This is a genomic window from Burkholderia sp. JP2-270 (genome assembly GCF_003233675.1).
In the GTDB taxonomy this organism is placed as follows: domain Bacteria; phylum Pseudomonadota; class Gammaproteobacteria; order Burkholderiales; family Burkholderiaceae; genus Burkholderia; species Burkholderia pyrrocinia_C.
Genome location: NZ_CP029824.1, coordinates 2406467 through 2431676 on the forward strand (window position 1 = coordinate 2406467; position 25210 = coordinate 2431676).

Genomic DNA, 25210 nt, shown 5'->3' on the forward strand with positions numbered 1-25210 from the left:
GCAGGCCGTGCAATCCGTCGCCGCGGCACGGCCGCGGCGGCATTCGCAGTCAGACCTACCCAGGAGACACACATGACCGTTTCGACCCAGCTCAGCAGGGACAAGCTGCTGGACGCATACCGGCTGATGCGCACGATCCGCGAATTCGAGGAGCGCCTGCACGTCGAATTCGCGACCGGAGAAATCCCCGGCTTCGTTCACCTGTACGCGGGCGAGGAGGCGTCCGCGGTCGGCACGATGCTGCACCTCGGCCTTGCCGACTACGTCGCGACCACGCACCGCGGCCACGGCCATTGCATCGCGAAGGGCGTCGACGTGCGCGGGATGATGGCCGAGATCTACGGCAAGAAGACCGGCGTATGCCACGGCAAGGGCGGCTCGATGCACATCGCCGACCTGTCGATGGGGATGCTCGGCGCGAACGGGATCGTCGGCGCGGGCGGCCCGCTCGTGTGCGGCGCGGCGCTCGCGGCGAAGCACCGGAAGACCGGCGGCGTCGGCGTGTGCTTCTTCGGCGACGGTGCGTCGAACCAGGGCGTGATCTTCGAATCGATGAACCTCGCGTCGGTGTGGCGGCTGCCCGCGATCTTCGTCGCCGAAAACAACGGTTATGCGGAAGCGACGTCGTCGAGCTGGTCGGTCGCGACCGACAACATCGCCGATCGCGCGAACGGCTTCGGGATGCCGGGCGTGATCGTCGACGGCTTCGACTTCTTCGCGGTGCACGAAGCGCTCGGCGAGGCCGTCGAGCGTGCGCGCAACGGCGGCGGCCCGACGCTCGTCGAGGTGAAGTTCACGCGCTATTTCGGCCATTTCGAGGGCGATGCGCAGACCTACCGCGCACCCGGCGAGGTGCAGAAGCTGCGCGACGAGAAGGACTGCCTGAGGCATTTCGAGACGCGCGTCGTGCGTGCCGAAGCGCTGACGACCGACGACCTGCGCGCGGTCGACGCCCAGGTGAAGGCGCTGATCGACGACGCGGTCGCGCAGGCGAAGGCCGCGCCGCTGCCCGACGCGGCCGACCTGCTGACCGACGTCTACGTGTCGTACCCGTGAGCGTGGCCTGACACCGCAGCCGGCACGGCGAACCGAACATTCCAGGAGACAGACATGGCAAGGAAGATCACTTATTCGCAGGCGATCAACGAGGCGCTCGCGCAGGAGATGGCGCGCGACGACAGCGTGATCGTGATGGGCGAGGACAATGCGGGCGGCGCGGGCGCGCCGGGCGAGGACGACGCGTGGGGCGGCGTGCTCGGCGTGACGAAGGGGCTGTTCCACAAGTTTCCGGGCCGCGTGCTCGATACGCCGCTGTCCGAAGGCGGCTACATCGGCGCGGCGGTCGGCGCGGCCGCGTGCGGGATGCGGCCCGTCGCGGAACTGATGTTCATCGATTTCATGGGCGTGTGCTTCGACCAGATCTTCAACCAGGCCGCGAAATTCCGCTACATGTTCGGCGGCAAGGCGGTGACGCCGGTCGTGATCCGCGCGATGTACGGCGCCGGGCTGCGCGCGGCCGCGCAGCACTCGCAGATGCTCACGTCGCTGTTCACGCACATCCCGGGGCTGAAGGTCGTGTGCCCGTCGACGCCGTATGACGCGAAGGGGCTGCTGATCCAGGCGATCCGAGACAACGATCCCGTGATCTTCCTCGAGCACAAGCTGCTTTACACGCGCGAAGGAGACGTGCCCGAGGAGTCCTATGCGATTCCGTTCGGTGAGGCGAACGTCATGCGCGACGGCGACGACGCGACCATCGTCACGTACGGCAGGATGGTGCATCTCGCGATGGATGCGGCCGCGAAGCTTGCGAAGGACGGCATCCAGGTCGACGTGATCGACCTGCGCACGACGTCTCCACTCGACGAGGAAACGATTCTCGAAAGCGCGGAGCGCACCGGGCGCGTGGTGGTGGTCGACGAAGCGAACCCGCGCTGCTCGATCGCGACCGACATCGCCGCGCTCGTCGCGCAGCGCGCGTTCCGAACGCTTAAGGCGCCGATCGAGCTCGTGACCGCGCCGCATACGCCCGCGCCGTTCGCGAGCGTGCTGGAAGACCTGTATATCCCGTCCGCCGATGCGATTGCGCAGGCGGTCCTGAAGACGAGGAGCTGACACGATGTCGATTCACATGATCACGATGCCCAAGTGGGGGCTGTCGATGGAGCAGGGGCAGGTCAACGGCTGGCTGAAGGCGATCGGCGAGCGCGTGACGAAGGGCGACGAAGTGCTCGACGTCGAGACCGACAAGATCTCGTCGGGCGTCGAATGCGCGTTCGACGGCACGCTGCGCCGGCAGGTCGCGCAGGAAGGCGAGACACTGCCGGTCGGCGCGCTGCTCGGCGTTGTCGCGGCGGCCGACGCGAGCGATGTCGACATCGATGCGGCGATCGCCGAGTTCCAGCGCGATTTCGTGCCGAGCGCGGCGTCCGACGAGGCGGCGGGCCCGCAGCCCGAGAAGGCGCAGATCGGCGGCCGCACGGTGCGCTTCCTGAAGCTCGGCGACGGCGCGGGCACGCCCGCCGTGCTGATCCACGGCTTCGGCGGCGACCTGAACAACTGGCTGTTCAATCACGCGGACCTCGCCGCGCACCGGCCCGTCTGGGCGCTCGATTTGCCCGGTCACGGCGAGTCGGGCAAGGCGGTCGACACGGGTAGCCTCGACGAGCTGGCCGACGCGGTGCTCGCGCTGCTCGATGCGCAGCACATCGACCGCGCGCACCTGATCGGCCATTCGATGGGCGGCGCGGTCGCGATGGCCGCGGCCGAACGCGCGCCGCAGCGCGTTGCGTCGCTGACGCTGATCGCGAGCGCGGGGCTCGGGACCGACATCAACCGCGCATACATCGACGGCTTCGTCGCCGGCAACAGCCGCAACACGCTGAAGCCGCACCTCGGTGCGCTGTTCGCAGACAACGCGCTCGTGACGCGGCAGCTCGTCGAGGATCTCGTCAAGTACAAGCGGCTCGAAGGCGTGCAGGCCGCGCTGGAGAAAATCGCGAACGCCGCGTTCGACGGCGCGGCGCAGCGGCGCGTGTTCCGCGACCGGCTCGCGTCGCTCGCGCCGCGCACGCTCGTGATCTGGGGCGAGCGCGACCAGGTGATCCCCGCGCAGCACGCGCAGGGCTTGCCGGACGGCGTGCGCGCCGAGGTGATCGCAGGCAGCGGGCACATGGTGCAGATGGAGGCGGCTGCCGACGTGAACCGCCTGATCGTCGCGTTTCTCGGAGACTGACGATGGCCGCCGCGCTCGAACGACCCAGCCTCACGGCGCTCGGCCAGCCGGGCGCGAGAAGCCGCGACAAGCTCGCGCGCATTCCGGTGCGCGTCGAGCCCGCGGCCGGCGCGGCGCTGCCGAAGCCGCCGTGGCTGCGCGCGCGGCCGATGATGAGCGCGGCGGTGGCCGACATGGCGGCCGTGCTGCGCGACCATCGGCTGCATTCCGTCTGCGAGGAGGCGATGTGCCCGAACATCGGCGAATGCTTCGCGCAGCGCACCGCGACCTTCATGATCATGGGCGGGCTGTGCACGCGGCGCTGCCCGTTCTGCGATGTCGCGCACGGCCGTCCCGAGCCGCTCGATCCCGACGAGCCCGCGCGGCTGGCCGATGCGGCCGCGGCGCTCGGGCTGCGCTACGTCGTGATCACGTCGGTCGACCGCGACGACCTGCGCGACGGCGGCGCCGCGCATTTCGCCGCGTGCATCGCGGCGGTGCGCGCGAGCGTGCCGGGTATCGGCGTCGAGGTGCTGACGCCGGACTTCCGCGGCCGCGTCGCGCGCGCGCTCGACGCGCTGTCGTCGGCCTGGCCGGACGTGTTCAACCACAACATCGAGACGGTGCCGTCGCTGTATCGCGCGGCGCGGCCGGGAGCCGACTATCGCGGCTCGCTCGAACTGCTCGCGCAGGCGAAGGCCGCGCGGCCGACGCTCGTGACGAAGTCGGGGCTGATGCTCGGGCTCGGCGAGCGCGACGACGAGGTGAGCGACACGCTGCGCGACCTGCGCGCGCACGAAGTCGACGTGCTGACGCTCGGCCAGTATCTGGCGCCGTCCGAGCACCATCTGCCGGTGCGGCGCTACGTGAGCCCGGACGCATTCGCCGCGTGGCGCGAAGAGGCGCTGGCGCTCGGTTTCAGGGAAGTCGTTGCCGGTCCGCTCGTGCGATCGTCCTATCATGCGGCCGACGTGCTGGCGGATGCGTAGCGGGCGGGTGCGTCAGGCCGGCTGAGTCGATACGTGCGCGCGGCTTATGTGGCGCAGGTAGAACACGAGCCCGGCGCCCGCCATCATCAGGCTGACCGTGTTCGCGAACCAGAAGCCGCGCGCGCCGGTCAGCCATGCGGGCGCGATGCCGCCCACGTCGAAGCCGAGCATGTAGCCGCCGCTGAGCCCGACGCCCCACAGCGCGACCGCATAGATCACGGTCGGCACGATCGCGACCTTGTACGCGCGCAGCACGAACGCCGACGTGACCTGCAGTGCATCGAACACGTGGTAGCACGCGACGATCGCGACGAGCGGCAGCGCGGCCGCGGCGACGGCCGGGTTCGGCGTATAGCCGCTGACGATCAGCGGGCGCAGCGTAAAGACGAGCACGCCGTATGTCGCGGCAACGCCGCACGCGAACATCACGCTGTGCCGGCCGAGCAGCCGTGCTTCTTCGGGGCGCCCGGCGCCGAGCGCGCGCGCGACCAGCGTCGAGGCCGCCACGCCGATCGATAGCGGCGTCATGTACAGCACCGCGCCGATGTTGCCGGCGATCTGGTGGCCGGCGAGCGTCGTCGTGCCGAATTGCGCGATGAACAGCGCCATGCACGTGTACGACGTGACCTCGATCAGGTACGACAGGCCCATCGGCACGCCGAGTTTCAGGATCGCCTTCTGGCGCTCCCAGACGGGCCAGCAAAAGCGCGAGAAGATCGCGAGCGGCGCGAACACGTCGAGCTTCGCGAGCAGCGTGTAGCCGATCAGCGCGAGCGCCCAGTTGATCAGCGTGCTGGCGAGCCCGCAGCCGGGGCCGCCGAGCGCCGGCACGCCGAGCCCGCCGAAGATGAACCACACGTTGAGAGGAAACTTGAGCAGCAGCGCGCCGATCTGCAGGATCATCGCGAGCCGCGGCTTGCCGGCCGCGTTGGTCAGCGCGTTGTAGATGCGGAAGACGAGGCTGGCGGGCAGCCCGTACGACAGGATGCGCAGGTAGTCGACGGTGCGGTCGTGCAGCGCGGCGGGCGCGTGCGCGACACGCAGCAGCGGCTCGGGAAAATGCAGCAGCAGGAAGCCGGGCACCGCGAGCAGCAGCGCAAGCCACATCGCCTGGCGGACTTCCTCGCCGATCTCGGCATAGCGTCGCGCGCCGTACAGTTGCCCGGTGATCGGCTGCAGCGCGGACAGGATGCCCGTCAGGCCGATATAGATCGACACGTAGATCGACGATCCGAGGCCGAGCGCGGCGAGATCGGTGGCCGAGTAGCGGCCGACCATCGCGGTGTCGATCACGCCGAACGCGATGATCGCGAGCTGGCCGACCAGCACCGGCCACGCGAGACCGACGATCCGGCGGATGTCGCCGAACATCGTCAATCGGCCGCCTGGCGGCGCGGCGGGCGCCGCTTGACGGGCGTCTTCGGCCGTTCGATGCGCTCGTACAGGCGGAAGCGTTCGTCGCGGTCGGCGACGCGGCGGCCTTCCCATACGAGACGCCACACGTATTGCGACATCGCGCTCGGCTCGCCGAAGTCGGAACGGTCCTGGCGCAGGATCACGTCGCAGTCGCCGGAGAAATCGAAGTGCATGTTGCCGAAGTACGCGAAGGTCGCGATCTGCGCATCGCCGAGCCGCACCGGCGAGATGCACTCGTAGTCGGACGGCAGGTGCAGCGCGATCTGCTGCGCGACGTCGCGATAGGTCCGGCCGTAGTTGACGATCGGCAGCCACAGCGTCATCAGCAGTACCCACATCAGCGTGGTGCCGGCGCCCGACAGCACGACGCTGCGCCACAGCACCTTCGGCTGCCGCGAGACGCGCCAGCGCACGAGCACGCACCAGCACACGGTGACGATCACCGCGCAGATGAACGACAGGATCTTGAAATGCGGCTCGTAGCCCGGCACTAGGCGCGCGAGGTTGCGCGCGAGCGGATGCGGGAAGCCCGTGAGCGACGCGAGCCACACGAGCCATACGAAGGTGCCGAGGATCGTGAAGCTCAGCACCGCGAACCAGTCGAACGCGTTGATCGCGCCGCGCTTGAGGGTCGGCAGCGCGAACGTCGCGAGCACCGCGAGCGGCGGCAGCAGCAGCATGTACATGCGGTTCGACTGCTGGCTCTGCAGGATCACGAGCGCGACGAGCGGCACGGCGACCGACAGCGGAATCGCGATATGGGCGCTGCGGCGCATGCCGGCCCAGCTCCACCACGCCCAGATCGCGAGCGGCCACGCGGGCCACGTGAACAGCGGCAGGTTCTTCGCCGCATACGCGAGCACGGCGGTCGGCGGGCCCGAAAAGCGCATCAGGCTGCCGTGGAGCCACTGGTTGAAGAACCAGGCGGCGTCGTCGGGCGCCGCGACGAACGCGGCAAGCGGCCACAGCGCGAAGATCGCAGCCGCGAGCGGCACGCCGACCAGCGGCAGCCGCAGGTTGCGCATCTCGGGCGTGACGAGCCACAGCGCGGCGGTGCCGGCAAGCAGCGCGACGACCAGCACGGGGTTGCCGGACAGCGCGACGAGGCCGATCGCGAGGCCCCACCACAGCGCGCCCTGCATCGGCTTGTCGATGCCGCGCACGATCCCGTAGACGAGCATCGCGATCCACGCGAACTGGGCGACCTGCGGCGTCGTCTCGTGCCCGCGTTCCGCGAGGCCGAAGCATGCGACGAGGACCAGCAGCGCGCCGTCGGCGAGCGTGCGGCCGTAGTCGCGCGGCTCCGGCTCGCCACCGAACGCGTACTTGAACGGCTGGACCTCGGCGCGCCGGCCCAGCAGGTAGGCCGCATACCAGACGAACGCGCACGCGACGCAGAACAGCACGCCCGTGTCGACGCGCGACGCGTTGCTCGCATCGACCCACGGGCCGAGGCCGCGGATCGACAGCGCGCCGAGCCAGTAGCCGAGCGGCCCGTCGGTCGTGATGAACTTGCCGACGAGGTTCGGCAGCAGCCAGTCGTGCCAGCCGCCCTTGGCCATCGTCCACATCACGCCGAAGCCCGCAGCGTCCTCGTTCTTCCACGGGTCGCGGCCGAACAGGCCGAACGCGGCATAGACGAAGCAGAGCGTGAGCAGCAGCCAGCGCGGCAGCGCACGCGTGGCGGAGGCGGTGAGACGGACGACAGGCTTCATGCAGATGAGCGTTTTGTTATGGGCGGGCGGTCGGCGCGGGTGCGCGCGGTCGAGCCGGTTTCGAGCATCCGGCATTGTAGACGCGCCGGCTGCTGCGCGTCAGGTCGTTGGTCGGACGCCGGCCGGCGTTTTCCCGGCGAGCGGAGACAAAAAAGGGCAGCCTGGGCTGCCCTTTTGTGCGATACCGGTGCGTTGCAACCACCGGATGCGGTGCGAAGCTTACTTCGCCTTGCCGCTGGCGCGTACGCCGAACTTGTTCTTGAACTTCTCGACACGGCCTGCCGTGTCCATGATCTTTTGCTGACCCGTGTAGAACGAGTGCGATTCCGACGACACTTCGATCTTGGCGAGCGGGTAGGTCTTGCCGTCGAGTTCGATGTTTTCGCGCGTCTGGATCGTCGAGCGCGTGATGAACTTGAAGCCGTTCGACATGTCTTGGAAGACGACTTCGCGGTAGTTCGGGTGGATGCCTTCTTTCATGGTCTTTCCTTGGTGAGAGCGGTAGCCAACCCGCCGCTTGCCGTGTCGGAGCGCGCACATTGCGCATGCCAGACGACGCCAAGCCCGGCGCGAGCCACTTGCCTAAGGTCGAAAAACGGCGATTATGCCAGAAAATCAGATGGTTGACGAATAATTTTCATGGTGCGTCGAGCGCGCCGGTGCCCGCCGGATCCTGCCGGTAATAGCGGGCGAGCAGCCGGTACAGCTCCGGAAATTCGGACTCGAACGCTTTCGGCCGCACGAACAGCGCCTCGCTGCACACCGCGAAGAATTCCGACGGGTGGTCGGCCGCATACGGATCGATCAGCGATTCCCGCTCGAAGCGCGCCCACGCGCGCTCCGGCACCGCGTCGACGCGTGCGCAGAACTGGTCGTACGCATGTTCGAACACGTCGGCCCACGCCTGCGCGTCGAGGTGCGGCGCGTGCCAGCGGCGAAACAGGGGCGGATAGCCGTCGGCTGCGCCGTTGACCATGTCGATCTTGTGCGCGAACTCGTGGATCACGACGTTGTACGCGTCATGGCCGTCCGTCATCTGCGCGTCTTCCCACGACAGGATCACGGGGCCGCCTTCCCATGCCTCGCCGCTCGCATCCTGCTCGACTTCGTGGACGACGCCGTCCTCGTCCTGCACGGTCTTGCGGATCACGAATTCGCCCGGATACACGACGATGCCGACCCAGCCGTCGTACAGCGACAGGTCGAGATTCAGCACCGGCAGGCACGCCTGTGCGGCGATCGCGACGATCATCGCGTCGGTCAGTTCGAGCCCGTGCGCGGTCGAAAACGATTTCTTCGCGATGAACAGGCTCGTCAGCTCGCGCAGCCGGCCGAGCGCGCCGGGCGACAGCGTCGCGAGGAACGGCAGGTGCTCGACGGTGTCCTGCCACAGCGCGTCGGGGATCGGGTGGCTGCGCAGCGCGCGGTCGCGGCGGCGGTCGTCGAACCAGCGGGTCAGTTTCGAGAGCATGGAGGCTGCGGACGGAAATCCAAAGCCTGTCTTTTAACTCAATCGATCTCTTTTTGCCATGCCGCGAAGAGGCCGCCGACGAGCGCGACGCCCGCCAGGAAGTAAAAGCCGTCGAGCGACGCGAGGAACGACGCCTGTTGCGCGACCATGCGGGCGATGGCGGCGATCGCGAGGCCGTGCGCTTCGTTCGGCGCGTGCCCGGCGGCCGCATAGCTGCTCGTGAGCGCGTTTACGGTCTGCTGGAACATCGCGTCGAACACGTTCGCGCGCTCGACGAGCCGCGTCTGGTGCATGGCCACGCGGTGCTGCTCGACGATGATCACCGACGACGTCGCGAACGAGATCGTCAGTTGCCGCACGATGTTCTTCAGCCGGTAGCCGTGCGTGTATTCGTCGATCGCGAAGATCCGGAACGTCAGGTTGGCTACCGGCAGCACGATGAAGAGCAGCAGCAGCCCGCGCAGCAGCAGCGGGACGATCAGCGCGGCTTCGCCGACCTGCGGCGTCATCCGCGTCATCCACAGCGCGGCCGTGACGGCGATCGCGAACCCCGGCACGACGAACCACTTCTTGTGCGTGACGAATTTCGCGTAGCGCAGGTACGCGAACAGCGCGGTGGCCGAAATCAGTGACATCGTGCCGACCAGGCGCCCGGCGTTCTCGACCGGATAGCCGAGCCCGCCTTCGAGAAATCGCGACGTCAGGTAACTGAAACCCGTCGTCTCGTAGTAGTAGAACATGTAGAGCAGCAGCCCGACCTGGAACGTCCGCTCGCGGAACGCATGCAGCCGCACGAGCGGCGTCGGGTGATGCCACTGGTGATACGCGAACCACGTGAGGGCGCCGATCCCCGCGATCGTCAGCAGGATCAACATCGGCGAGCCACTGTAGAGCTGGTAATGCACCTGCTGCAGCACGATCTGCAGCGCACCTTGTGCGAGTGCGAACACGACATACGGCCAGAAGTGTCCGGAGCCGCGTTCGTCGTCGGGTGTCCGGCCCGAATCGGGCAGCGTGAGCAGCGCAAGGATCGCGAACGCAATGCCGGCGGGTGCCGTGCACGCGAACAGCGCGCGCCACGTCGAATGCGCGACGAGCAGCCCGCCGACGATCGGCGCGAGCGCGCTGCCGAGCAGGATCATGATCAGGAACGCGCGCGTCGCGGGCGGTCGTTCCTGCGCCTTGAAGCTGATCTGGATCAGGATCCGGCACGCGCCCATCATCGGGCCGATGAAATAGCCCTGGAAACCGCGCGCGAACGCGAGTTCCAGCGACGTGTCGGCAAGCGCGGCCGCGATCGCGCCGAACGAGAACATCAGCATGCAGCCCGCGACGTAGCGCCGATGCCCGAGCCGGTCGACCCACCATTGCTGCTGCAGGATGCCGAGCACGGCCGTGATCGCGTACGCGCTCGACGACCACACGAGTTCGTCGGGCGATGCGTTGATGCCGCCCGCGATGTAGCTCGCGAAGAACGAGAAGGCCGCGTTGTCGAAATAGTCGATGCCGGTGACGAGCGCGAGCGCCCACGGGAGCAGGTCCGCGCGCAGATTCGCGCGGCTCCACAGCGGCGAGCGGCCGGGCACCGCGTTCATTCGCGATCCTTGCGAGTGCGCCGCGCGCCGGCTTCGGCCCGTCGCTGCGCGATCAGCGCATCGGGGTTTTCGCCGGCGAGACGCCGCTCGACGTAGTCAATGTCGTGCTGCAGTTCCTTGCGCAGCGCGACGGCTTCCTTCAGTTCGCGCTGGACGGCCGCGATTCGCCGGTCGAGCGTGCCGATCTGCTCGGCGAGGCCGGTGCGGATGTCGCGCAGCGACGCATCCGAATAGCGGCGCCGGCCGTCGCCCGTTTCTTCCAGCGGGCGCTTCAGCATTTCGGTGATGCCATGCAGCGAGAAGCCGAGCGAGCGCAGCCGCAGGATGCGCGCGAAGCGTTCGAGATCGGCTTCGTCGTAGAGGCGGTAGCGGCCTTCGCTGCGCGACGGCGTGACGAGCCCGCGTTCTTCGTAATACTTCAGCGTGCGCGGCGTGACGCCGAGCCGCGATGCGGCATCGCTCACGGTCAGCAGCGGGGTGGAGGCGTCGTTCGGCATCGGGAGGAGGGGGATTCGATCGGGGCGATGACGCGATTATAGATCAACCTGTACGTTCACGTTCAGGTTGGGGCCGAAAAACGGCCGCCGGGCAGGATGCACGGGCGGCCGTTCGTTGCGGGGCGGGGCGATCAGCCGCCGCGGCGCATCAGGTCGAAGAACTCGGAGTTGCTCTTCGTCTGGCGGATCTTGTCGAGCAGGAATTCCATTGCCTCGACTTCGTCCATGTCGTGGATGAACTTGCGCAGCACCCAGATCTTCTGAAGGATCTCGGGCTTGATCAGCATTTCCTCGCGACGCGTGCCCGACTTGTTCAGGTTGATCGACGGATACACGCGCTTTTCCGCGAGGCGGCGCTCGAGGTGCACTTCCATGTTGCCGGTGCCCTTGAACTCTTCGTAGATCACGTCGTCCATGCGGCTGCCGGTTTCGATCAGCGCGGTGCCGATGATCGTCAGCGAGCCGCCTTCCTCGATGTTGCGCGCAGCGCCGAAGAAGCGTTTCGGACGCTGCAGCGCGTTCGCGTCGACACCGCCCGTCAGCACCTTGCCCGATGCCGGGATCACGGTGTTGTATGCGCGTGCGAGACGCGTGATCGAGTCGAGCAGGATCACGACGTCGTGCTTCATTTCGACGAGGCGCTTGGCCTTCTCGATCACCATTTCGGCGACCTGGACGTGGCGCGTGGCCGGTTCGTCGAACGTCGATGCGATCACTTCGCCGGCGACCGAGCGCTGCATTTCGGTCACTTCTTCAGGGCGCTCGTCGATCAGCAGCACGAACAGGATCACGTCCGGGTGGTTCTGCTTGATCGCGTGTGCGATGTGCTGGAGCATCACGGTCTTGCCCGACTTCGGCGACGCGACGAGCAGGCCGCGCTGGCCCTTGCCGATCGGCGCGATCATGTCGATGATGCGGCCCGTGACGTTTTCCTCGCCGCGCATTTCGCGCTCGAGCGACAGCGGCTTGTTCGGGTGCAGCGGCGTGAGGTTCTCGAACATGATCTTGTGTTTCGAGGCCTCGGGCGGCTGCCCGTTGACTTTGTCGACCTTCACCAGCGCGAAGTAGCGCTCGCCGTCCTTCGGCGTGCGGACTTCACCTTCGATGGTGTCGCCGGTGTGCAGGTTGAAGCGGCGGATCTGCGACGGGCTGATATAGATGTCGTCGGTGCTCGCGAGGTACGACATTTCCGGCGAGCGCAGGAAGCCGAAGCCGTCCGGCAGCACTTCGAGCGTACCGTCGCCGAAGATCGTCTCTCCCGTCTTGGCGCGCTTTTTAAGAATGGCGAACATCAACTCCTGCTTGCGCAGGCGGTTCGCGTTTTCGATCTCGAGGCCATTGGCCATTTCGATCAGTTCGGACACGTGCAGAGACTTGAGCTCGGATAAATGCATACGGAGAACCCGCCAGGGAGGAGAAGCGACGAAAGAAATAAGGGAGGAGGGCGAGCGGAAGCGCTCAGAGACTTAAATGCGTCTTGTAGACGTTTTTTGATTCTAGCATAGGCCGATTCGCGCTTGAGCGGCCGATCGGCGGCTTGACGACGGACGTGTTGCCGGTTGACAACACGTCCGCGGAACTGCCGGTATTACAGGTGGCTGTCCAGGAATGCGGTGAGCTGCGACTTCGACAGCGCGCCGACCTTCTGCGCGGCGGCCGCGCCGTTCTTGAACAGGATCAGCGTCGGGATGCCGCGCACGCCGAACTTCGCGGGCGTTGCCTGGTTGTCGTCGACGTTGATCTTCGCGATCTGCAGCTTGTCGCCGTAGTCCTTCGCGACTTCATCGAGGATCGGGGCGATCATTTTGCACGGGCCGCACCATTCGGCCCAGAAATCGACGAGCACGGGCTTGTCGGACTTGACGACGTCCTGTTCGAACGATGCGTCGCTGATGTGTTTGATCTGTTCGCTCATTGGGTCAATACCTCTTACGGTTCGGGGACTGCCTGCTTGCGCGTTGCGGCGTACCGGCTGCCGTAGGCTGCCGGCCGCTGCGGCAGGTCACTCCGCTCCCCGGAATGGAGGGGCGTAAGCGCTGCGTGCCGCGGCTCGCGGGTCGTTCGGGCGTCATATTAGCCTAAATTGCTATCTGCTGCGGGCAGCGATAGTAGCCGCTACGCGAGTAGGGGTACGACGCGACGTTCGACCGTTGTGCCCTGCAGGTGGAGGTCGGCCCGCGAATTACAAGGGGCGGCTATATGTAGCGATTCGGGTGGCTGGACGCGTGCCGACCGGCATGGTTTTCGCATTGGTGCGAACAAACGGTCGCATTCATCGGGAAGCGGTGATAGAATATGCCGTGACGGGCCTCCTCGCATGGTGGGGCGGTGAACCTGGTCAGGTCGGGAACGAAGCAGCCACAATCGTTTTCCGCCAGTGCCGAGGGTCGGGCTCGTCACCTTCCTTCTCGCCCCGTTCGCAGGGCGTTTTTTATTTCCGCGTCACACTCCGTTTTACCTGCGCTTTGCCCGTCTTTCGCACCGTTTCGCGTGTCGGCGCAACGCAGCGTTACTGATACAATTTCCCGATGACCTATCAAGTTCTCGCACGCAAGTGGCGTCCGAAGGATTTCGCTTCGCTCGTCGGCCAGGAGCATGTCGTCAGGGCGCTCACGCACGCGCTCGACGGCGGGCGTCTCCATCACGCCTATCTGTTTACCGGAACCCGCGGTGTCGGCAAGACGACGCTGTCGCGGATCTTCGCGAAGGCACTCAACTGTGAAACCGGCGTCACGTCGCAGCCGTGCGGCGTGTGCCGTGCCTGTCGCGAGATCGACGAGGGGCGTTTCGTCGATTACGTCGAGATGGATGCCGCGAGCAACCGCGGCGTCGACGAAATGGCCGCGCTGCTCGAGCGCGCGGTGTACGCGCCCGTCGATGCGCGCTTCAAGGTCTACATGATCGACGAAGTGCACATGCTGACGAACCACGCGTTCAACGCGATGCTGAAGACGCTCGAAGAGCCGCCGCCGCACGTCAAGTTCATCCTCGCGACGACCGATCCGCAGAAAATCCCCGTCACCGTGCTGTCGCGCTGCCTGCAGTTCAACCTGAAGCAGATGCCGGCCGGGCACATCGTGTCGCATCTCGAGCGGATCCTCGGCGAAGAGCGGATCACGTTCGAGCCGCAGGCGCTGCGCCTGCTCGCGCGTGCCGCGCAGGGCAGCATGCGCGACGCGCTGTCCCTCACCGACCAGGCGATCGCCTATTCGGCGAACGAGGTGACGGAGTCGGCCGTGTCGGGCATGCTCGGCGCGCTCGACCAGACTTACATGGTGCGCCTGCTCGACGCGCTCGCGGCCGGCGGCGGCCCGGAAATCCTCGCGATTGCCGACGAGATGTCGCTGCGCAGCCTGTCGTTCTCGACCGCATTGCAGGATCTCGCGAGCCTGCTGCACCGGATTGCGTGGGCGCAGTTCGCGCCGGGCTCGGTGCTCGACGAATGGCCGGAAGCGGCCGACCTGCGCCGCTTCGCGGAGACGCTGAGCCCCGAGCAGGTTCAGCTGTTCTATCAGATCGCGACGGTCGGTCGCGCGGAGCTCGGCCTTGCGCCGGACGAGTACGCCGGTTTCACGATGACGCTGCTGCGGATGCTCGCGTTCGAGCCGGCCGTTGCAGCCGGCAGTGCGCCGGGCGGCCAGCCGTCCGTGCCGCGTGCCGTGCCGGGTTCGCGCGCTGCCGCGGCTTCGACAGCTGCGGCGAAGCCGGTATTGGCTGCACCTGCCGACGCAGTGCGTCCGCAGGCTGCCGCACCGGCTGCCCCCGTTGCGCCGGTCGCGCCGGTCGTGCGTCCGGCGCCGGCACAGTCCGTCGACGAGGCGAGCCGGCCGGCCGTGAAGCCGGCTGCGGCTCAGGCATCCGCGCCGGCTCCGGTTGATGCACAAGTTGTCGAGGCGCCGCAGCCGGAAGCGAATGCGGCGCCGGCCGGCGATATGCCGCCACCGGCCCGCAAGGAACCCGAGCCACCTGCCGCTGCTGCCGTTGCGCAACGAAACGACGAGCCGGCTGCGCCGGCCGAACCGGTGCCGCGCGCCGCGCCGGAGCCCGCCGCGCGTCCGGCGTCGCGCGCAGGCGGTGCCGCCGCCGCGCTCGACGTGCTGCGCAACGCGGGGATGCGCGTGTCGTCCGACCGTGCGCGGGCAGGCGCCGCGCCGAAACCGGCGGTCCAGCCGGCCGCCGAGAAGCCGGCCGCGCCGCGTCCTGCCGTGCAGGTGCCGACGCCGCGCGCTGCCGCCCGTGCGCCGCAGGCGGCCGATTCGCGCCAGGCGTCGCCGCCGTGGGAGGACATCCCGCCGGATGACTATGTGCCGCTCAGCGCCGACGAGATGTTCGGCGGGCCCGACGATGGCTTCGTCCCAGTGTTCGACAGCGGCCCCGACGATGTGCGCGTTTCGCCGAAGCCGGCGGAGGCCCGTCCGGCCACGCCGGTCGACACGCGACCGTTGCCGCCCGCGATCGCGCTCGATCCGGTCGGCTTCGACGGCGAGTGGCCGGCGCTGGCCGCGCGGCTGCCGCTCAAGGGCGTCGCATACCAGCTCGCGTTCAACAGCGAACTGACGGCCGTCGATGCGACGACATTGAAACTTTCCGTGCCGGTGCCGCAGTACGCGGACGCCGCGCAGGTCGCGAAGCTGAAGGCCGCGCTGGCCGACGCACTGGGCAGGCAGGTCGAAGTGGCGGTCGAGGTCGGGCCTGCACGGCGCACGGCGGCAGCGCTCGATGCGGCCGCGCGCGCGGCTCGCCAGCGCGAGGCCGAGCAGGAGATTCACGGCGACCCATTCGTCCAGCAGCTCGTGCGCGACTTCGGTGCCCGTATCGTCGAGGGTTCGGTGCGTCCGCTCGCCGATTCGGCGCCGGACGGCCCGCCGCCGACGCTGCATTGAACTGACCGCACCCCGACAGGCACAATCACGCCCGCACACACTGGCCGGCACGCCGGGCGTGCCGGTTTTCACACGATCAAGAAAGAAGGAGTATTCCCATGTTGAAAGGCAACCTCGCCGGACTGATGAAGCAAGCGCAGCAAATGCAGGAAAACATGAAGAAGATGCAGGAGCAGCTTGCGCTGATCGAAGTCGAAGGGCAGTCGGGGGCGGGCCTCGTCAAGGTGACGATGACGTGCCGCAACGAAGTGCGTCGCGTGTCGATCGACCCGAGCCTGCTCGCGGACGACAAGGACATGCTCGAGGATCTCGTCGCGGCTGCGTTCAACGACGCCGTGCGCAAGGCCGAAGCGACGTCGCAGGAAAAGATGAGCGGCATGACGTCGGGCCTGCCGCTGCCCCCGGGCTTCAAGCTGCCGTTCTGAGCGCGGCGTCCTTGCCACTGTTTGCCGCCGTATGAAACAGCCGTCCGCCCTGTCCGCTCTCGTCGAAGCACTACGCGTGCTGCCCGGCGTCGGGCCGAAATCCGCGCAGCGCATGGCGGTCCACCTGATGCAGCACGACCGCGAGGGCGCGGAGCGGCTCGGCCGGTCGCTGCTGTTCGCGACCGAGCACCTGCAGCACTGCGAGAAGTGCAACACGTTCACCGAAGCGCAGATCTGCGAGGTCTGCAGCGACGAAGAGCGTGATCCGACGCTGCTGTGCGTCGTCGAGACGCCTGCCGACCAGATCATGCTCGAGCAGACGATGACGTACCGTGGGCTGTATTTCGTGCTGATGGGGCGACTGAGCCCGCTCGACGGGATCGGTCCGAAGGAAATCCATTTCGACCGCCTCGTGCGGCGCGCGTCCGACGGAATCGTGAAGGAAGTCGTGCTCGCGACCAACTTCACGAACGAGGGCGAAGCCACCGCGCACTACCTCGGCCAGACGCTGAAGGCGCGCGGCCTGGCGGTCACGCGCCTCGCGCGCGGCGTGCCGGTGGGCGGCGAGCTCGAATACGTCGACGCGGGCACCATCGCCCGCGCGATGCTCGACCGCCGCACGATGTAAGCCGGGCGCCGCCTGCCGGCGGCGCCGTTCCTCATGCCAGGGAGACACATGAGCACCAGCCAGGGCCCGCTCGCGGGCGTCAAAGTGCTCGAATTCGGAACGCTGATCGCGGGGCCGTTCGCGTCGCGGCTGTTCGCCGAATTCGGCGCGGAAGTGATCAAGATCGAGGATCCGAACGGCGGCGACCCGCTGCGCAAGTGGCGCAAGCTCCATCCGGAGCAGGGCGGCACGTCGCTGTGGTGGTCCGTCCAGGCGCGCAACAAGAAATCGGTCACGCTCAACCTGAAATCCGATGCCGGCAAGGCGATCGCGCGGCAGCTCGCCAGCGAGGCCGACATCGTGATCGAGAACTTCCGTCCGGGCCTGCTCGAAAAGCTCGGGCTCGGTTACGACGTGCTGTCGGCCGACAACCCGGGCCTCGTGATGGTGCGCCTGTCCGGCTACGGGCAGACGGGCCCGTACCGCGACCGGCCCGGCTTCGGCGCGATCGCCGAATCGATGGGCGGCCTGCGCCACATCACCGGCTACCCCGACCTGCCGCCGCCGCGCATCGGCATCTCGATCGGCGATTCGATCGCCGCGCTGCACGGCGTGATCGGCGCGCTGATGGCGCTCCATCACCGCAAGGTCAACGGCGGCGCGGGACAGGTGGTCGACGTTGCACTGTATGAAGCCGTATTCAACATGATGGAAAGCGTGGTGCCCGAATACGGCGTGTACGGGATGGTGCGCGAGCGCACCGGCGCGTCGCTGCCGGGCATCGTTCCGTCTAATACCTATGCGTGCCGCGACGGCAGCATCGTGATCGGCGGCAACAGCGACCCGATCTTCAAGCGGCTGATGAGGGCGATCGACCGCGACGACCTCGCCGACGATCCCGCGCTCGCGCGCAACGACGGGCGCGTGCCGCGTACGCAGGAAATCGACGATGCGATTGCCGAGTGGCTCGCGCCGCGCACGATCGACGATGCGCTCGTCGTGCTCAACGCAGCCGACGTGCCGGCCGGGCGCATCTACAGTGCCGCGGACATGTTCACCGATCCGCAGTTCGTCGCGCGGCAGATGATCCAGCGCTTCAAGCTCGCCGACGGCACCGAGATTCCGCTACCGAACATCACGCCGAAGCTGTCGGACACGCCGGGCGAAACGCGCTGGCTCGGGCCCGAGCTCGGCGAGCATACGGACGAGGTGCTGCGCGGCCTCGGCTACGACGCGCAGGCGATTGCCGCACTGCGCGACGCGGGCGCGATCTGAGCGCGGAACGCCGCCGCTCGATGCGGCGGCGCAGCGTGCGCAATCGCCCGTCCGCGGCCGCCGGACTGTCGCTCTCGCGCCATCTTTCCTCGGTTACAATCGCCGGATGCGAATCCTACTCAGCAACGACGACGGCTATCTCGCCCCCGGTCTCGCCGCGCTCAGCGAAGCGCTGCAGCCGCTGGCCGAACTCACGGTGATCGCGCCCGAGCAGAACTGCAGCGGTGCATCGAATTCCCTCACGTTGTGGCGGCCGCTGTCGATGCAGCGCGCGACGGGTACGGGTTTCTTCTACGTGAACGGCACGCCGACCGATTCGGTGCACGTCGCGTTGACGGGGATGGCCGACGCGAAGCCTGACCTCGTCGTGTCGGGGATCAACAACGGCCAGAACATGGGCGAAGACACGCTCTATTCGGGGACAGTTGCAGCGGCCACCGAAGGCATCATGTTCGGCGTTCCCGCCATCGCATTCTCGTTGGCCGACAAGGGCTGGACCCATCTGGCGGACGCCGCGCGCGTCGCAGCGGAAATCGTCGAGCACTTCCTCGCGAATCCGCTGCCGGGCCAGCCGTTGCTGAACGTCAATATTCCGAACCTGCCTTACGACGAACTGAAGGGCTGGAAGGTCACGCGCCTCGGCAAGCGTCATCCGTCGCAGCCGGTGATTCGCCAGACCGACCCGCGCGGCGAGCCGGTCTACTGGATCGGGGCGGCGGGCGCGGCGCTGGACGCGAGCGAGGGCACCGATTTCCACGCCGTCGCAAACGGTTTCGTGTCGATCACGCCGCTGCAGCTCGACCTCACGCATACGCAGATGCTGCCCGCGACGCGCGAATGGGCGCGCGCCGGAGGGCGGGCTTCATGAGCGGCGAGCGCGCGAAGCGGTTCCCGCTCGCGCTCGAAGATCTCAAGCGAGCGCCACGCAAATCGGAAGGTCGGGCCGGTGAACGCCATGCGGCGGTCGCGGTGCCGAAGGCCGCCGACAAGGCCGCCGCCGTGCTGAAACCGGTTGCGGTGAAGCCGGCTGCCGGGCGGGCGCCGCTGTCCGGTTCCGCCGCGAAGCCTGCGACCGCGCCGAAGCCGACCGCGTCGAAGCCTGCGCTGCCGAAGCCGGCCGCGCCGAGCGTTGCGCCGGCCGGCGCGTTCGCGCTCACGTCGGAACGTGTGCGCGAGCGGATGGTCGAACGGCTGCGCGCGAACGGCGTGACCGACGCGCGTGTGCTGGAAGCGATGGCCGCGGTGCCGCGCCACATGTTCGTGGATCCTGGGCTTGCGACGCAGGCCTATGAGGATTCGGCGTTGCCGATCGGCCATCAGCAAACAATTTCAAAGCCGTCGGTCGTCGCGCGCATGATCGAGCTCGCGATGGCCGGCCGCACGCTCGAGCGCGTCCTCGAGATCGGCACGGGCTGCGGCTACCAGGCCGCCGTGCTGAGCCACGTGGCACGCGACGTGTATTCGATTGAACGCATCAAGCCGCTCTACGAGCGCGCGAAGCTGAACCTGCGGCCGCTGCGCGTGCCGAACATCCGTCTGCACTACGGCGACGGGCGTGTCGGCCTGCCGTCCGCGGCCCCGTTCGACGCGATCGTGATCGCGGCGGCGGGGCTCGACGTGCCGCAGGCGCTGCTCGAGCAGCTTGCGATCGGCGGGCGGCTCGTCGCGCCGGTCGGCGCGCAGAGCGGGCAGCACCAGGTGCTCACGCTCGTCGAGCGCGTCGCGCACGCGCAATGGCGAGAGTCCCGGCTTGATCGCGTTTTCTTTGTCCCTTTAAAATCCGGAGTGATTTGAAACCGATGAGTATGTTGCGCGCGATGCAAAACAACCGATCCAGGGAACCGCTCACGTTCGCCCAGCGCGCGATCTGTGTGGCTGCGTTCTCCACGCTACTGGCCGCCTGTGCGACGCGGCTCGACAACGCGCCCGTCGTCGACCGCTCCGGGTCGCTGGGCACGACGGCCGCCGCGCAGCCCGCGGTGCCGCTCGGGCCGCCGCCGCCGGGTTACTACCGGGTGAAGCCGGGCGACACGCTGTACCGGATCGCGCTCGAGAACGGGCAAAACTATCGCGACATCGCGTCGTGGAACAACCTGACTAACCCGAACCAGATCGAAGTCGACCAGTTGCTGCGCGTTGCGCCGCCGGGCGGCGCTGCGGTTGCGGGTGTCCCGGCTGCGGGCGCACCGATCGCGGGCGCCGCCGTCGCGACTGCGCCGCTCAGCAGCGGTCCCGCGACGCCGGCCGCCGGCACGTCGTCCACGCTCGCAACGCCGCCGGCTGCGGCAACCGGATCGAGCGACACGGCGGCGACCCCGAGCGGCCCCGTGACGTTCGCGTGGCCCGCGCGCGGCCCGGTGCTGAACGGGTTCGACGACGCGAAGAACAAGGGTGTCAACATCGGCGGCACGGCCGGCGAGGCCGTGAAGGCGGCGGCCGATGGCCGCGTCGTCTACTCGGGCAACGGCCTGCGTGGCTACGGCAACCTCATTATCATCAAACACGATGCAACTTACCTCACGGCGTATGCACACAATCGCGCTTTGATGGTAAAAGAGGGGGACGCGGTAACGAAGGGGCAGAAGATCGCCGAGATGGGTAACAGCGATGCCGACCGCGTGATGCTGCATTTCGAGGTTCGCCGGCAGGGTAAGCCTGTCGATCCGCTGAAGTATTTGCCGCCTCAATAACCGAGACGACCATGCCGAAATCGAAGCGCCACGAGCCGCAAGCCGAGTCTGAGAAGATCAGTCGTGCCACGCAAGCATCGGCGGGGCGAGCTGGCGCTTCGACGGACGATGACGACGACGTCGCGGAAAACGAACGAGATCTCGAGGCACGCGACGCCGAGGCGGACGGTGGCGACGACGAGCGGGAAGGCCGCGCGGAAGCCACGCCCGACGTCGACGATTTCCGCACGCTGCTGCAGGCCGAACTCACGGCCGACACGATCCAGCATTACCTGAACCGCATCAGCGTGAAGCCGCTGCTGACCGTCGAGGAAGAGCAGCGCTATTCCCGGCTCGCCAAGGCCGGCGAATTCGAGGCGCGGCAGGTGATGATCGAGCGCAACCTGCGTCTCGTCGTCAGCATCGCGAAGGGGTATCTGAACCGCGGCGTGCCGCTGCTCGACCTGATCGAGGAGGGCAACCTCGGCCTGATGCACGCGATCGAGAAATTCGACCCGACACGCGGTTTCCGATTCTCGACCTATGCGACCTGGTGGATCCGGCAGAGCATCGAGCGGGCGATCATGAACCAGGCCCGCACGGTGCGCCTGCCCGTGCACGTGATCCGCGAACTGAACCAGGTGCTGCGCGCGAAGCGCCACCTCGAAAAGAATTCGATGTCGACGGGCGAGGCGGCCGAGCGCCGCGAAGCCAGCATCGACGACATCGCCTATCTCACCGGCAAGACCGCCGAGGAAGTCACCGACATCCTCGCGCTCAACGAGCACACGGCGTCGCTCGATGCGCCGCTCGACCTCGATCCCGCGAGCAGCCTGCTCGACCTGCTGCCCGACGACCAGAGCCAGTCGCCCGACGCCGAGGTGCAGCACCGCGAGCTCGAGACGCTGACGCGCGCGTGGCTGTCGCGGCTGTCCGACAAGCATCGGCACGTGATCGAGCGCCGCTTCGGCCTGAACCACATCGAACCTGCGACGCTCGAAGAGCTTGCCGACGAGATGGGGCTCACGCGCGAGCGCGTGCGGCAGATCCAGCAGGAAGCGCTGGTGCGCCTCAAGCGGTTTTTCGCCTCCAACGGCGTGCGCAAGGACGCCGTTCTGTAACCGATGACTCCGATTCTTGTTTTTGACATCGAGACGATTCCCGATGTCGACGGCATTCGCCGTCTGGAAGACCTGCCCGCGACGCTGGGCGATGCCGCGGTGGCCGAACATGCGTTCGCCGCACGGCGCGAGAAGACCGGTAGCGATTTCCTGCCGCATCACCTGCAGCGCATTGCGGCGATCTCGTGCGTGTTCCGCGACAACAACGGCTTTCGCGTCCGCTCGCTCGGCACGCCGCAGGACAACGAAGCGACGCTGATCCAGTCGTTTTACCGCGTGATCGAGAAATACACGCCGCAGCTCGTGTCGTGGAACGGCGGCGGCTTCGATCTGCCGGTGCTCCATTACCGCGCGCTCGTGCACGGTATCCCCGCGACCCGCTATTGGGATCTCGGCGAGGACGACCGCGAGTTCAAGTGGAACAACTACATCTCGCGCTATCACTCGCGGCATACCGACCTGATGGATGTGCTCGCGATGTATCAGGCGCGTGCGAACGCGCCGCTCGACGCGCTCGCGAAGATGTGCGGCTTTCCGGGCAAGCTCGGGATGGACGGCAGCCAGGTGTGGCCGGCGTTCCAGGACGGGCGGATCGAGGAGATCCGCAATTATTGCGAGACCGACGTCGTCAATACGTACCTGCTGTATTGCCGATTCCAGTTGATGCGCGGCGGCCTGACGCAGAGCGAGTATGCGGACGAGATCCTGCTCGTGAAGAACGCGCTCGCGCAGGAACCGGCGTCGCACTGGGCCGAATACCTGGCCGGCTTCGCCGCGTAGCGCGGGCGGGCGGCGCCGCGCTACGCGGCCGGCGCGATCAAGCGAGTTCGAGCAGCACTGGCTGGTGATCCGACGCGCGCACGTCGCCGTCGATCTCGCAGCGCACGACGCGCGGCAGCAGCGTATCCGTCACGAACACGAAGTCGCACGCGAGCGGCCCCTCCGACCATTGCACCGTATCGTAGACGCCGGCTGTCGGCGGCGGCGTGCTGCCGGGATGCCGCGCGACCCATGCGTCGACGAAGCGCGGGGCGTCGGCGATCGGCTCCAGGAAGCGCCGGTACGCGTCGCTGTCGAACGCGCTGTTGAAATCGCCGCAGACGATCGCATCGCGCGGCTGGCCGGTCGCGCTGAACGGTCCCTCGGCAGTTTCGGCGGGCGCGGGCCGTTCCGCGTGCGCGCAGGCCTCGCGATGCCGGTCGCGCAGCGCGTCGACCTGCGCAAGCCGCTGGCGCGCCGAATAGTATTCGAGATGCGTGGTGACCACGCGCAGCGGGCCGAACGGCGCGTGCAGCTCGACGTCGAGCGCGATGCGCGGCATCGACGGCGCGCCGGCGTCGGCCGGCCACGGCAGCAACTGGCGCAGCACGCGCCCGACCGGCAGCCGGGTTGCGATCGCATTGCCGAACTGGCGGCGCGGTGCGCCGGGTTCGAAGGCCGGCAGGTCCGCGCCGACGGCTTCGACGATCGTATAGCCGGCCAGCAGTACCGCGAGTTCGGCGAACTGGTCGGGGCCGGGCCGGCCGGGCAGTGCGCCGAAGCCGCGCGTGAGCTCCTGCAGGCACAGCACGTCGAAATCGCCGAGCCGGCGGATCGCCGCGACGGTGCGCGAAAGGTCGACTACGCCGTCGGCGTCCCGACCCCATTGGATGTTCCAGTCGATCAGTTGCATGGTCGAATCTCCTGCAGGGCGGATTTCGGGTTCCCGCCCTCTCCTGAATGGTTCGCATCCCGCCGGCTGCGAGCGTTCATGAGCTATCCGCCTGGCCGTCCCGGCACAATGCCGTGCCGTCTATGCTTAAGTGTCGGCGCTTGCCCGATGCAAAGCGGCCGATGCGGGCATTCGTCGTCTACAATCTCGCCTTCTTCAACGTTTGTCAGGAAAAGCTGGTGTCCGAAGCCGTCCCCACTTCTGCGCGCAAATCGAAAAATGCGCCCGTCGCGCCCGGGATCGCCCCGGTTCTCGAGATCGAATCGCTCGACATGGAAGCGCGCGGTGTCGGCCGCACGATGACCGAGGACGGCGAGCCGGGCAAGGTCATCTTCGTCGAGGGCGCGCTGCCCGGCGAGCGCGTGACCTATTCGAGCTACCGCCGCAAGCCGAGCTACGAGCAGGCGACGGTTGTCGATATTCTGCGCCCGAGCGTGATGCGCACGCAGCCGAAGTGCAAGTTCTTCGGCACCTGCGGCGGCTGCTCGATGCAGCATCTCGAGATGCGCGCGCAGGTGGCGGTCAAGCAGCGCGTGCTCGAAGACAACCTGTGGCACCTGGCGAAGCTGCGTGCGGAAACGATGTTCGCGCCGATCCACGGCCCGTCGTGGGGCTACCGCTACCGTGCGCGCCTGACCGTGCGCAACGTCGCGAAGAAGGGCGGCGTGCTGGTCGGGTTCCACGAGAAGAAGAGCAGCTATGTCGCCGACATGACGAGCTGCGAGGTGCTGCCGCCGCACGTGTCGGCGATGCTGGTGCCGTTGCGCCGGCTCGTCGAGGGGCTGTCGATCCGCGACCGGATGCCGCAGATCGAGCTCGCGGTCGGCTCGGAGGTCACGGCGCTCGTGCTGCGCGTGCTGGAGCCGATCAACGCGGACGACGAAGCGTTGCTGCGCGCGTTCGCGGACGAGCACAAGGTGCAGTTCTGGCTGCAGCCGAAGGGCCCCGACACGGTGACGCCGTTCTATCCGCTCGACGTGTCGCTCGACTATACGCTGCCGGAGTTTGGCATCCGCATGCCGTTCAAGCCGACCGACTTCACGCAGGTCAACCATCAGATCAACCGCGTGCTGGTGGGCCGCGCGCTGCGCCTGCTCGCGCCGTCGCGCGACGACCGCGTGCTGGACCTGTTCTGCGGGATCGGCAACTTCACGCTGCCGCTCGCGCGCCTGTCGCGCGAGGTGATGGGCATCGAGGGCAGCGAAACGCTGACGACGCGTGCGCTCGCGAATGCGCGCGAGAACGGTGTCGACGGCCATACGACCTTCGCGTGCCGGAACCTGTTCGAAGTGACGGGCGACGACCTCCGCGCGCTCGGCGCATTCGACAAGTTCCTGATCGATCCGCCGCGCGAAGGCGCGCTCGCGGTGTCGAAGGCGCTGGCCGAGATTGCGCAAAGCGGCGAAGGCCCGCTGCCGAAGCGGATCGTCTACGTGTCGTGCAACCCGTCGACGCTGGCGCGCGACGCGGGCCTGCTCGTGCACGAGGCCGGCTACCGGCTGAAGGGCGCCGGTGTCGTGAATATGTTCCCGAACACGTCGCACGTCGAATCGATCGCGCTGTTCGAGCGCGACTGAGCCGGGCGGTGGGCGTAAAAAAACCGGCCCTCGGGCCGGTTTTTT

Annotated in this window: 23 protein-coding genes and 1 other RNA gene; 15 read left to right on the plus strand and 9 right to left on the minus strand. The window is 67.6% G+C overall.

All coding sequences use genetic code 11. From position 1 onward, the window contains the following. The first annotated feature begins 72 nt into the window (after positions 1-72). From DM992_RS11430 to lipA, 4 genes are read left to right on the plus strand one after another with little or no spacing between them, the layout of a single operon-like run. Positions 73-1056 carry a thiamine pyrophosphate-dependent dehydrogenase E1 component subunit alpha gene (locus DM992_RS11430; protein WP_111016884.1) on the plus strand — a complete coding sequence of 328 codons (984 nt, stop codon included), beginning with the start codon at positions 73-75 and terminating at the stop codon, positions 1054-1056. 54 nt (positions 1057-1110) lie between these two features. Then, on the plus strand, positions 1111-2115 hold the full coding sequence (locus DM992_RS11435; RefSeq protein WP_111016885.1) for an alpha-ketoacid dehydrogenase subunit beta: 1005 nt from the start codon (positions 1111-1113) through the stop codon (positions 2113-2115). A gap of 4 nt (positions 2116-2119) precedes the next feature. Beyond that, positions 2120-3235, plus strand: a complete 1116-nt coding sequence (locus tag DM992_RS11440) for an acetoin dehydrogenase dihydrolipoyllysine-residue acetyltransferase subunit (RefSeq protein WP_111016886.1) — start codon at positions 2120-2122, stop codon at positions 3233-3235. A gap of 2 nt (positions 3236-3237) precedes the next feature. Then, on the plus strand, positions 3238-4203 hold the full coding sequence (gene lipA, locus DM992_RS11445; RefSeq protein WP_111016887.1) for a lipoyl synthase: 966 nt from the start codon (positions 3238-3240) through the stop codon (positions 4201-4203). A gap of 12 nt (positions 4204-4215) precedes the next feature. On the opposite strand, the gene DM992_RS11450 is transcribed toward lipA, so the two are convergent. The 8 genes from DM992_RS11450 to trxA form a co-directional block, all read right to left on the minus strand. Beyond that, positions 4216-5574, minus strand: a complete 1359-nt coding sequence (locus DM992_RS11450) for an MATE family efflux transporter (protein WP_111016888.1) — start codon at positions 5572-5574, stop codon at positions 4216-4218. Between the two features lie 2 nt (positions 5575-5576). Next, positions 5577-7409 (minus strand): glycosyltransferase family 39 protein, encoded by a 1833-nt coding sequence (locus tag DM992_RS11455; RefSeq protein ID WP_111016889.1) that lies wholly within the window; start codon positions 7407-7409, stop codon positions 5577-5579. A 144-nt stretch (positions 7410-7553) separates the two neighbouring features. Next, positions 7554-7814, minus strand: coding sequence for a type B 50S ribosomal protein L31 (locus DM992_RS11465; RefSeq protein ID WP_006753671.1), 261 nt, complete (start codon positions 7812-7814; stop codon positions 7554-7556). Positions 7815-7971: 157 nt separating this feature from the next. After that, the gene (locus tag DM992_RS11470) at positions 7972-8805 is read right to left on the minus strand and encodes a M90 family metallopeptidase (protein WP_111016890.1); all 834 of its coding nucleotides are present in this window, start codon (positions 8803-8805) and stop codon (positions 7972-7974) included. Positions 8806-8843: 38 nt separating this feature from the next. Continuing rightward, the gene (locus DM992_RS11475; protein ID WP_111016891.1) at positions 8844-10400 is read right to left on the minus strand and encodes an MFS transporter; all 1557 of its coding nucleotides are present in this window, start codon (positions 10398-10400) and stop codon (positions 8844-8846) included. Further along, complete coding sequence (locus DM992_RS11480) at positions 10397-10897, minus strand: MerR family transcriptional regulator (protein WP_111016892.1); 501 nt, start codon at positions 10895-10897, stop codon at positions 10397-10399. The genes DM992_RS11475 and DM992_RS11480 overlap by 4 nt, the downstream gene beginning before the upstream one ends. A 131-nt stretch (positions 10898-11028) precedes the next feature. Beyond that, the gene (gene rho / locus DM992_RS11485; RefSeq protein WP_006478662.1) at positions 11029-12291 is read right to left on the minus strand and encodes a transcription termination factor Rho; all 1263 of its coding nucleotides are present in this window, start codon (positions 12289-12291) and stop codon (positions 11029-11031) included. A 194-nt stretch (positions 12292-12485) separates the two neighbouring features. After that, the gene (gene trxA / locus DM992_RS11490; RefSeq protein WP_006402348.1) at positions 12486-12812 is read right to left on the minus strand and encodes a thioredoxin TrxA; all 327 of its coding nucleotides are present in this window, start codon (positions 12810-12812) and stop codon (positions 12486-12488) included. A 387-nt stretch (positions 12813-13199) separates the two neighbouring features. Here trxA and ffs point away from each other — a divergent pair. The 10 genes from ffs (at position 13200) to DM992_RS11540 (ending at position 22657) form a co-directional block, all read left to right on the plus strand. Next, an RNA gene (gene ffs / locus DM992_RS11495) (signal recognition particle sRNA small type) lies at positions 13200-13298 on the plus strand. 127 nt (positions 13299-13425) lie between these two features. Beyond that, entirely contained in the window at positions 13426-15780 is a 2355-nt protein-coding gene (locus DM992_RS11500; RefSeq protein WP_111016893.1) for a DNA polymerase III subunit gamma/tau, read from the plus strand. Positions 15781-15878: 98 nt separating this feature from the next. Then, positions 15879-16205, plus strand: a complete 327-nt coding sequence (locus DM992_RS11505) for a YbaB/EbfC family nucleoid-associated protein (RefSeq protein WP_006482124.1) — start codon at positions 15879-15881, stop codon at positions 16203-16205. Positions 16206-16236: 31 nt separating this feature from the next. Beyond that, on the plus strand, positions 16237-16833 hold the full coding sequence (gene recR, locus DM992_RS11510) for a recombination mediator RecR (protein WP_034181272.1): 597 nt from the start codon (positions 16237-16239) through the stop codon (positions 16831-16833). Positions 16834-16881: 48 nt separating this feature from the next. Beyond that, positions 16882-18087 carry a CaiB/BaiF CoA-transferase family protein gene (locus DM992_RS11515; protein WP_111016894.1) on the plus strand — a complete coding sequence of 402 codons (1206 nt, stop codon included), beginning with the start codon at positions 16882-16884 and terminating at the stop codon, positions 18085-18087. Positions 18088-18193: 106 nt separating this feature from the next. Further along, positions 18194-18955: a 5'/3'-nucleotidase SurE gene (gene surE, locus DM992_RS11520; protein WP_111016895.1), complete on the plus strand. Its 762-nt coding sequence runs from the start codon at positions 18194-18196 to the stop codon at positions 18953-18955. Then, positions 18952-19881 (plus strand): protein-L-isoaspartate(D-aspartate) O-methyltransferase, encoded by a 930-nt coding sequence (locus DM992_RS11525; protein ID WP_111017887.1) that lies wholly within the window; start codon positions 18952-18954, stop codon positions 19879-19881. Before surE ends, DM992_RS11525 begins: the two co-directional genes overlap by 4 nt. A gap of 5 nt (positions 19882-19886) precedes the next feature. Next, positions 19887-20777 carry a peptidoglycan DD-metalloendopeptidase family protein gene (locus DM992_RS11530; RefSeq protein ID WP_111016896.1) on the plus strand — a complete coding sequence of 297 codons (891 nt, stop codon included), beginning with the start codon at positions 19887-19889 and terminating at the stop codon, positions 20775-20777. An 11-nt stretch (positions 20778-20788) separates the two neighbouring features. Continuing rightward, positions 20789-21877 (plus strand): RNA polymerase sigma factor RpoS, encoded by a 1089-nt coding sequence (gene rpoS / locus DM992_RS11535; protein WP_111016897.1) that lies wholly within the window; start codon positions 20789-20791, stop codon positions 21875-21877. 3 nt (positions 21878-21880) lie between these two features. Further along, positions 21881-22657, plus strand: coding sequence for a 3'-5' exonuclease (locus tag DM992_RS11540; RefSeq protein ID WP_111016898.1), 777 nt, complete (start codon positions 21881-21883; stop codon positions 22655-22657). A gap of 37 nt (positions 22658-22694) precedes the next feature. On the opposite strand, the gene DM992_RS11545 is transcribed toward DM992_RS11540, so the two are convergent. Further along, a complete protein-coding gene (locus DM992_RS11545) occupies positions 22695-23549 on the minus strand; it encodes an endonuclease/exonuclease/phosphatase family protein (RefSeq protein ID WP_111016899.1) in 855 nt (284 codons plus the stop codon). Positions 23550-23767: 218 nt separating this feature from the next. Here DM992_RS11545 and rlmD point away from each other — a divergent pair, with 218 nt between their 5' ends. Continuing rightward, positions 23768-25165 (plus strand): 23S rRNA (uracil(1939)-C(5))-methyltransferase RlmD, encoded by a 1398-nt coding sequence (gene rlmD, locus DM992_RS11550; protein WP_111017888.1) that lies wholly within the window; start codon positions 23768-23770, stop codon positions 25163-25165. The last annotated feature ends 45 nt before the right edge of the window (positions 25166-25210 follow it).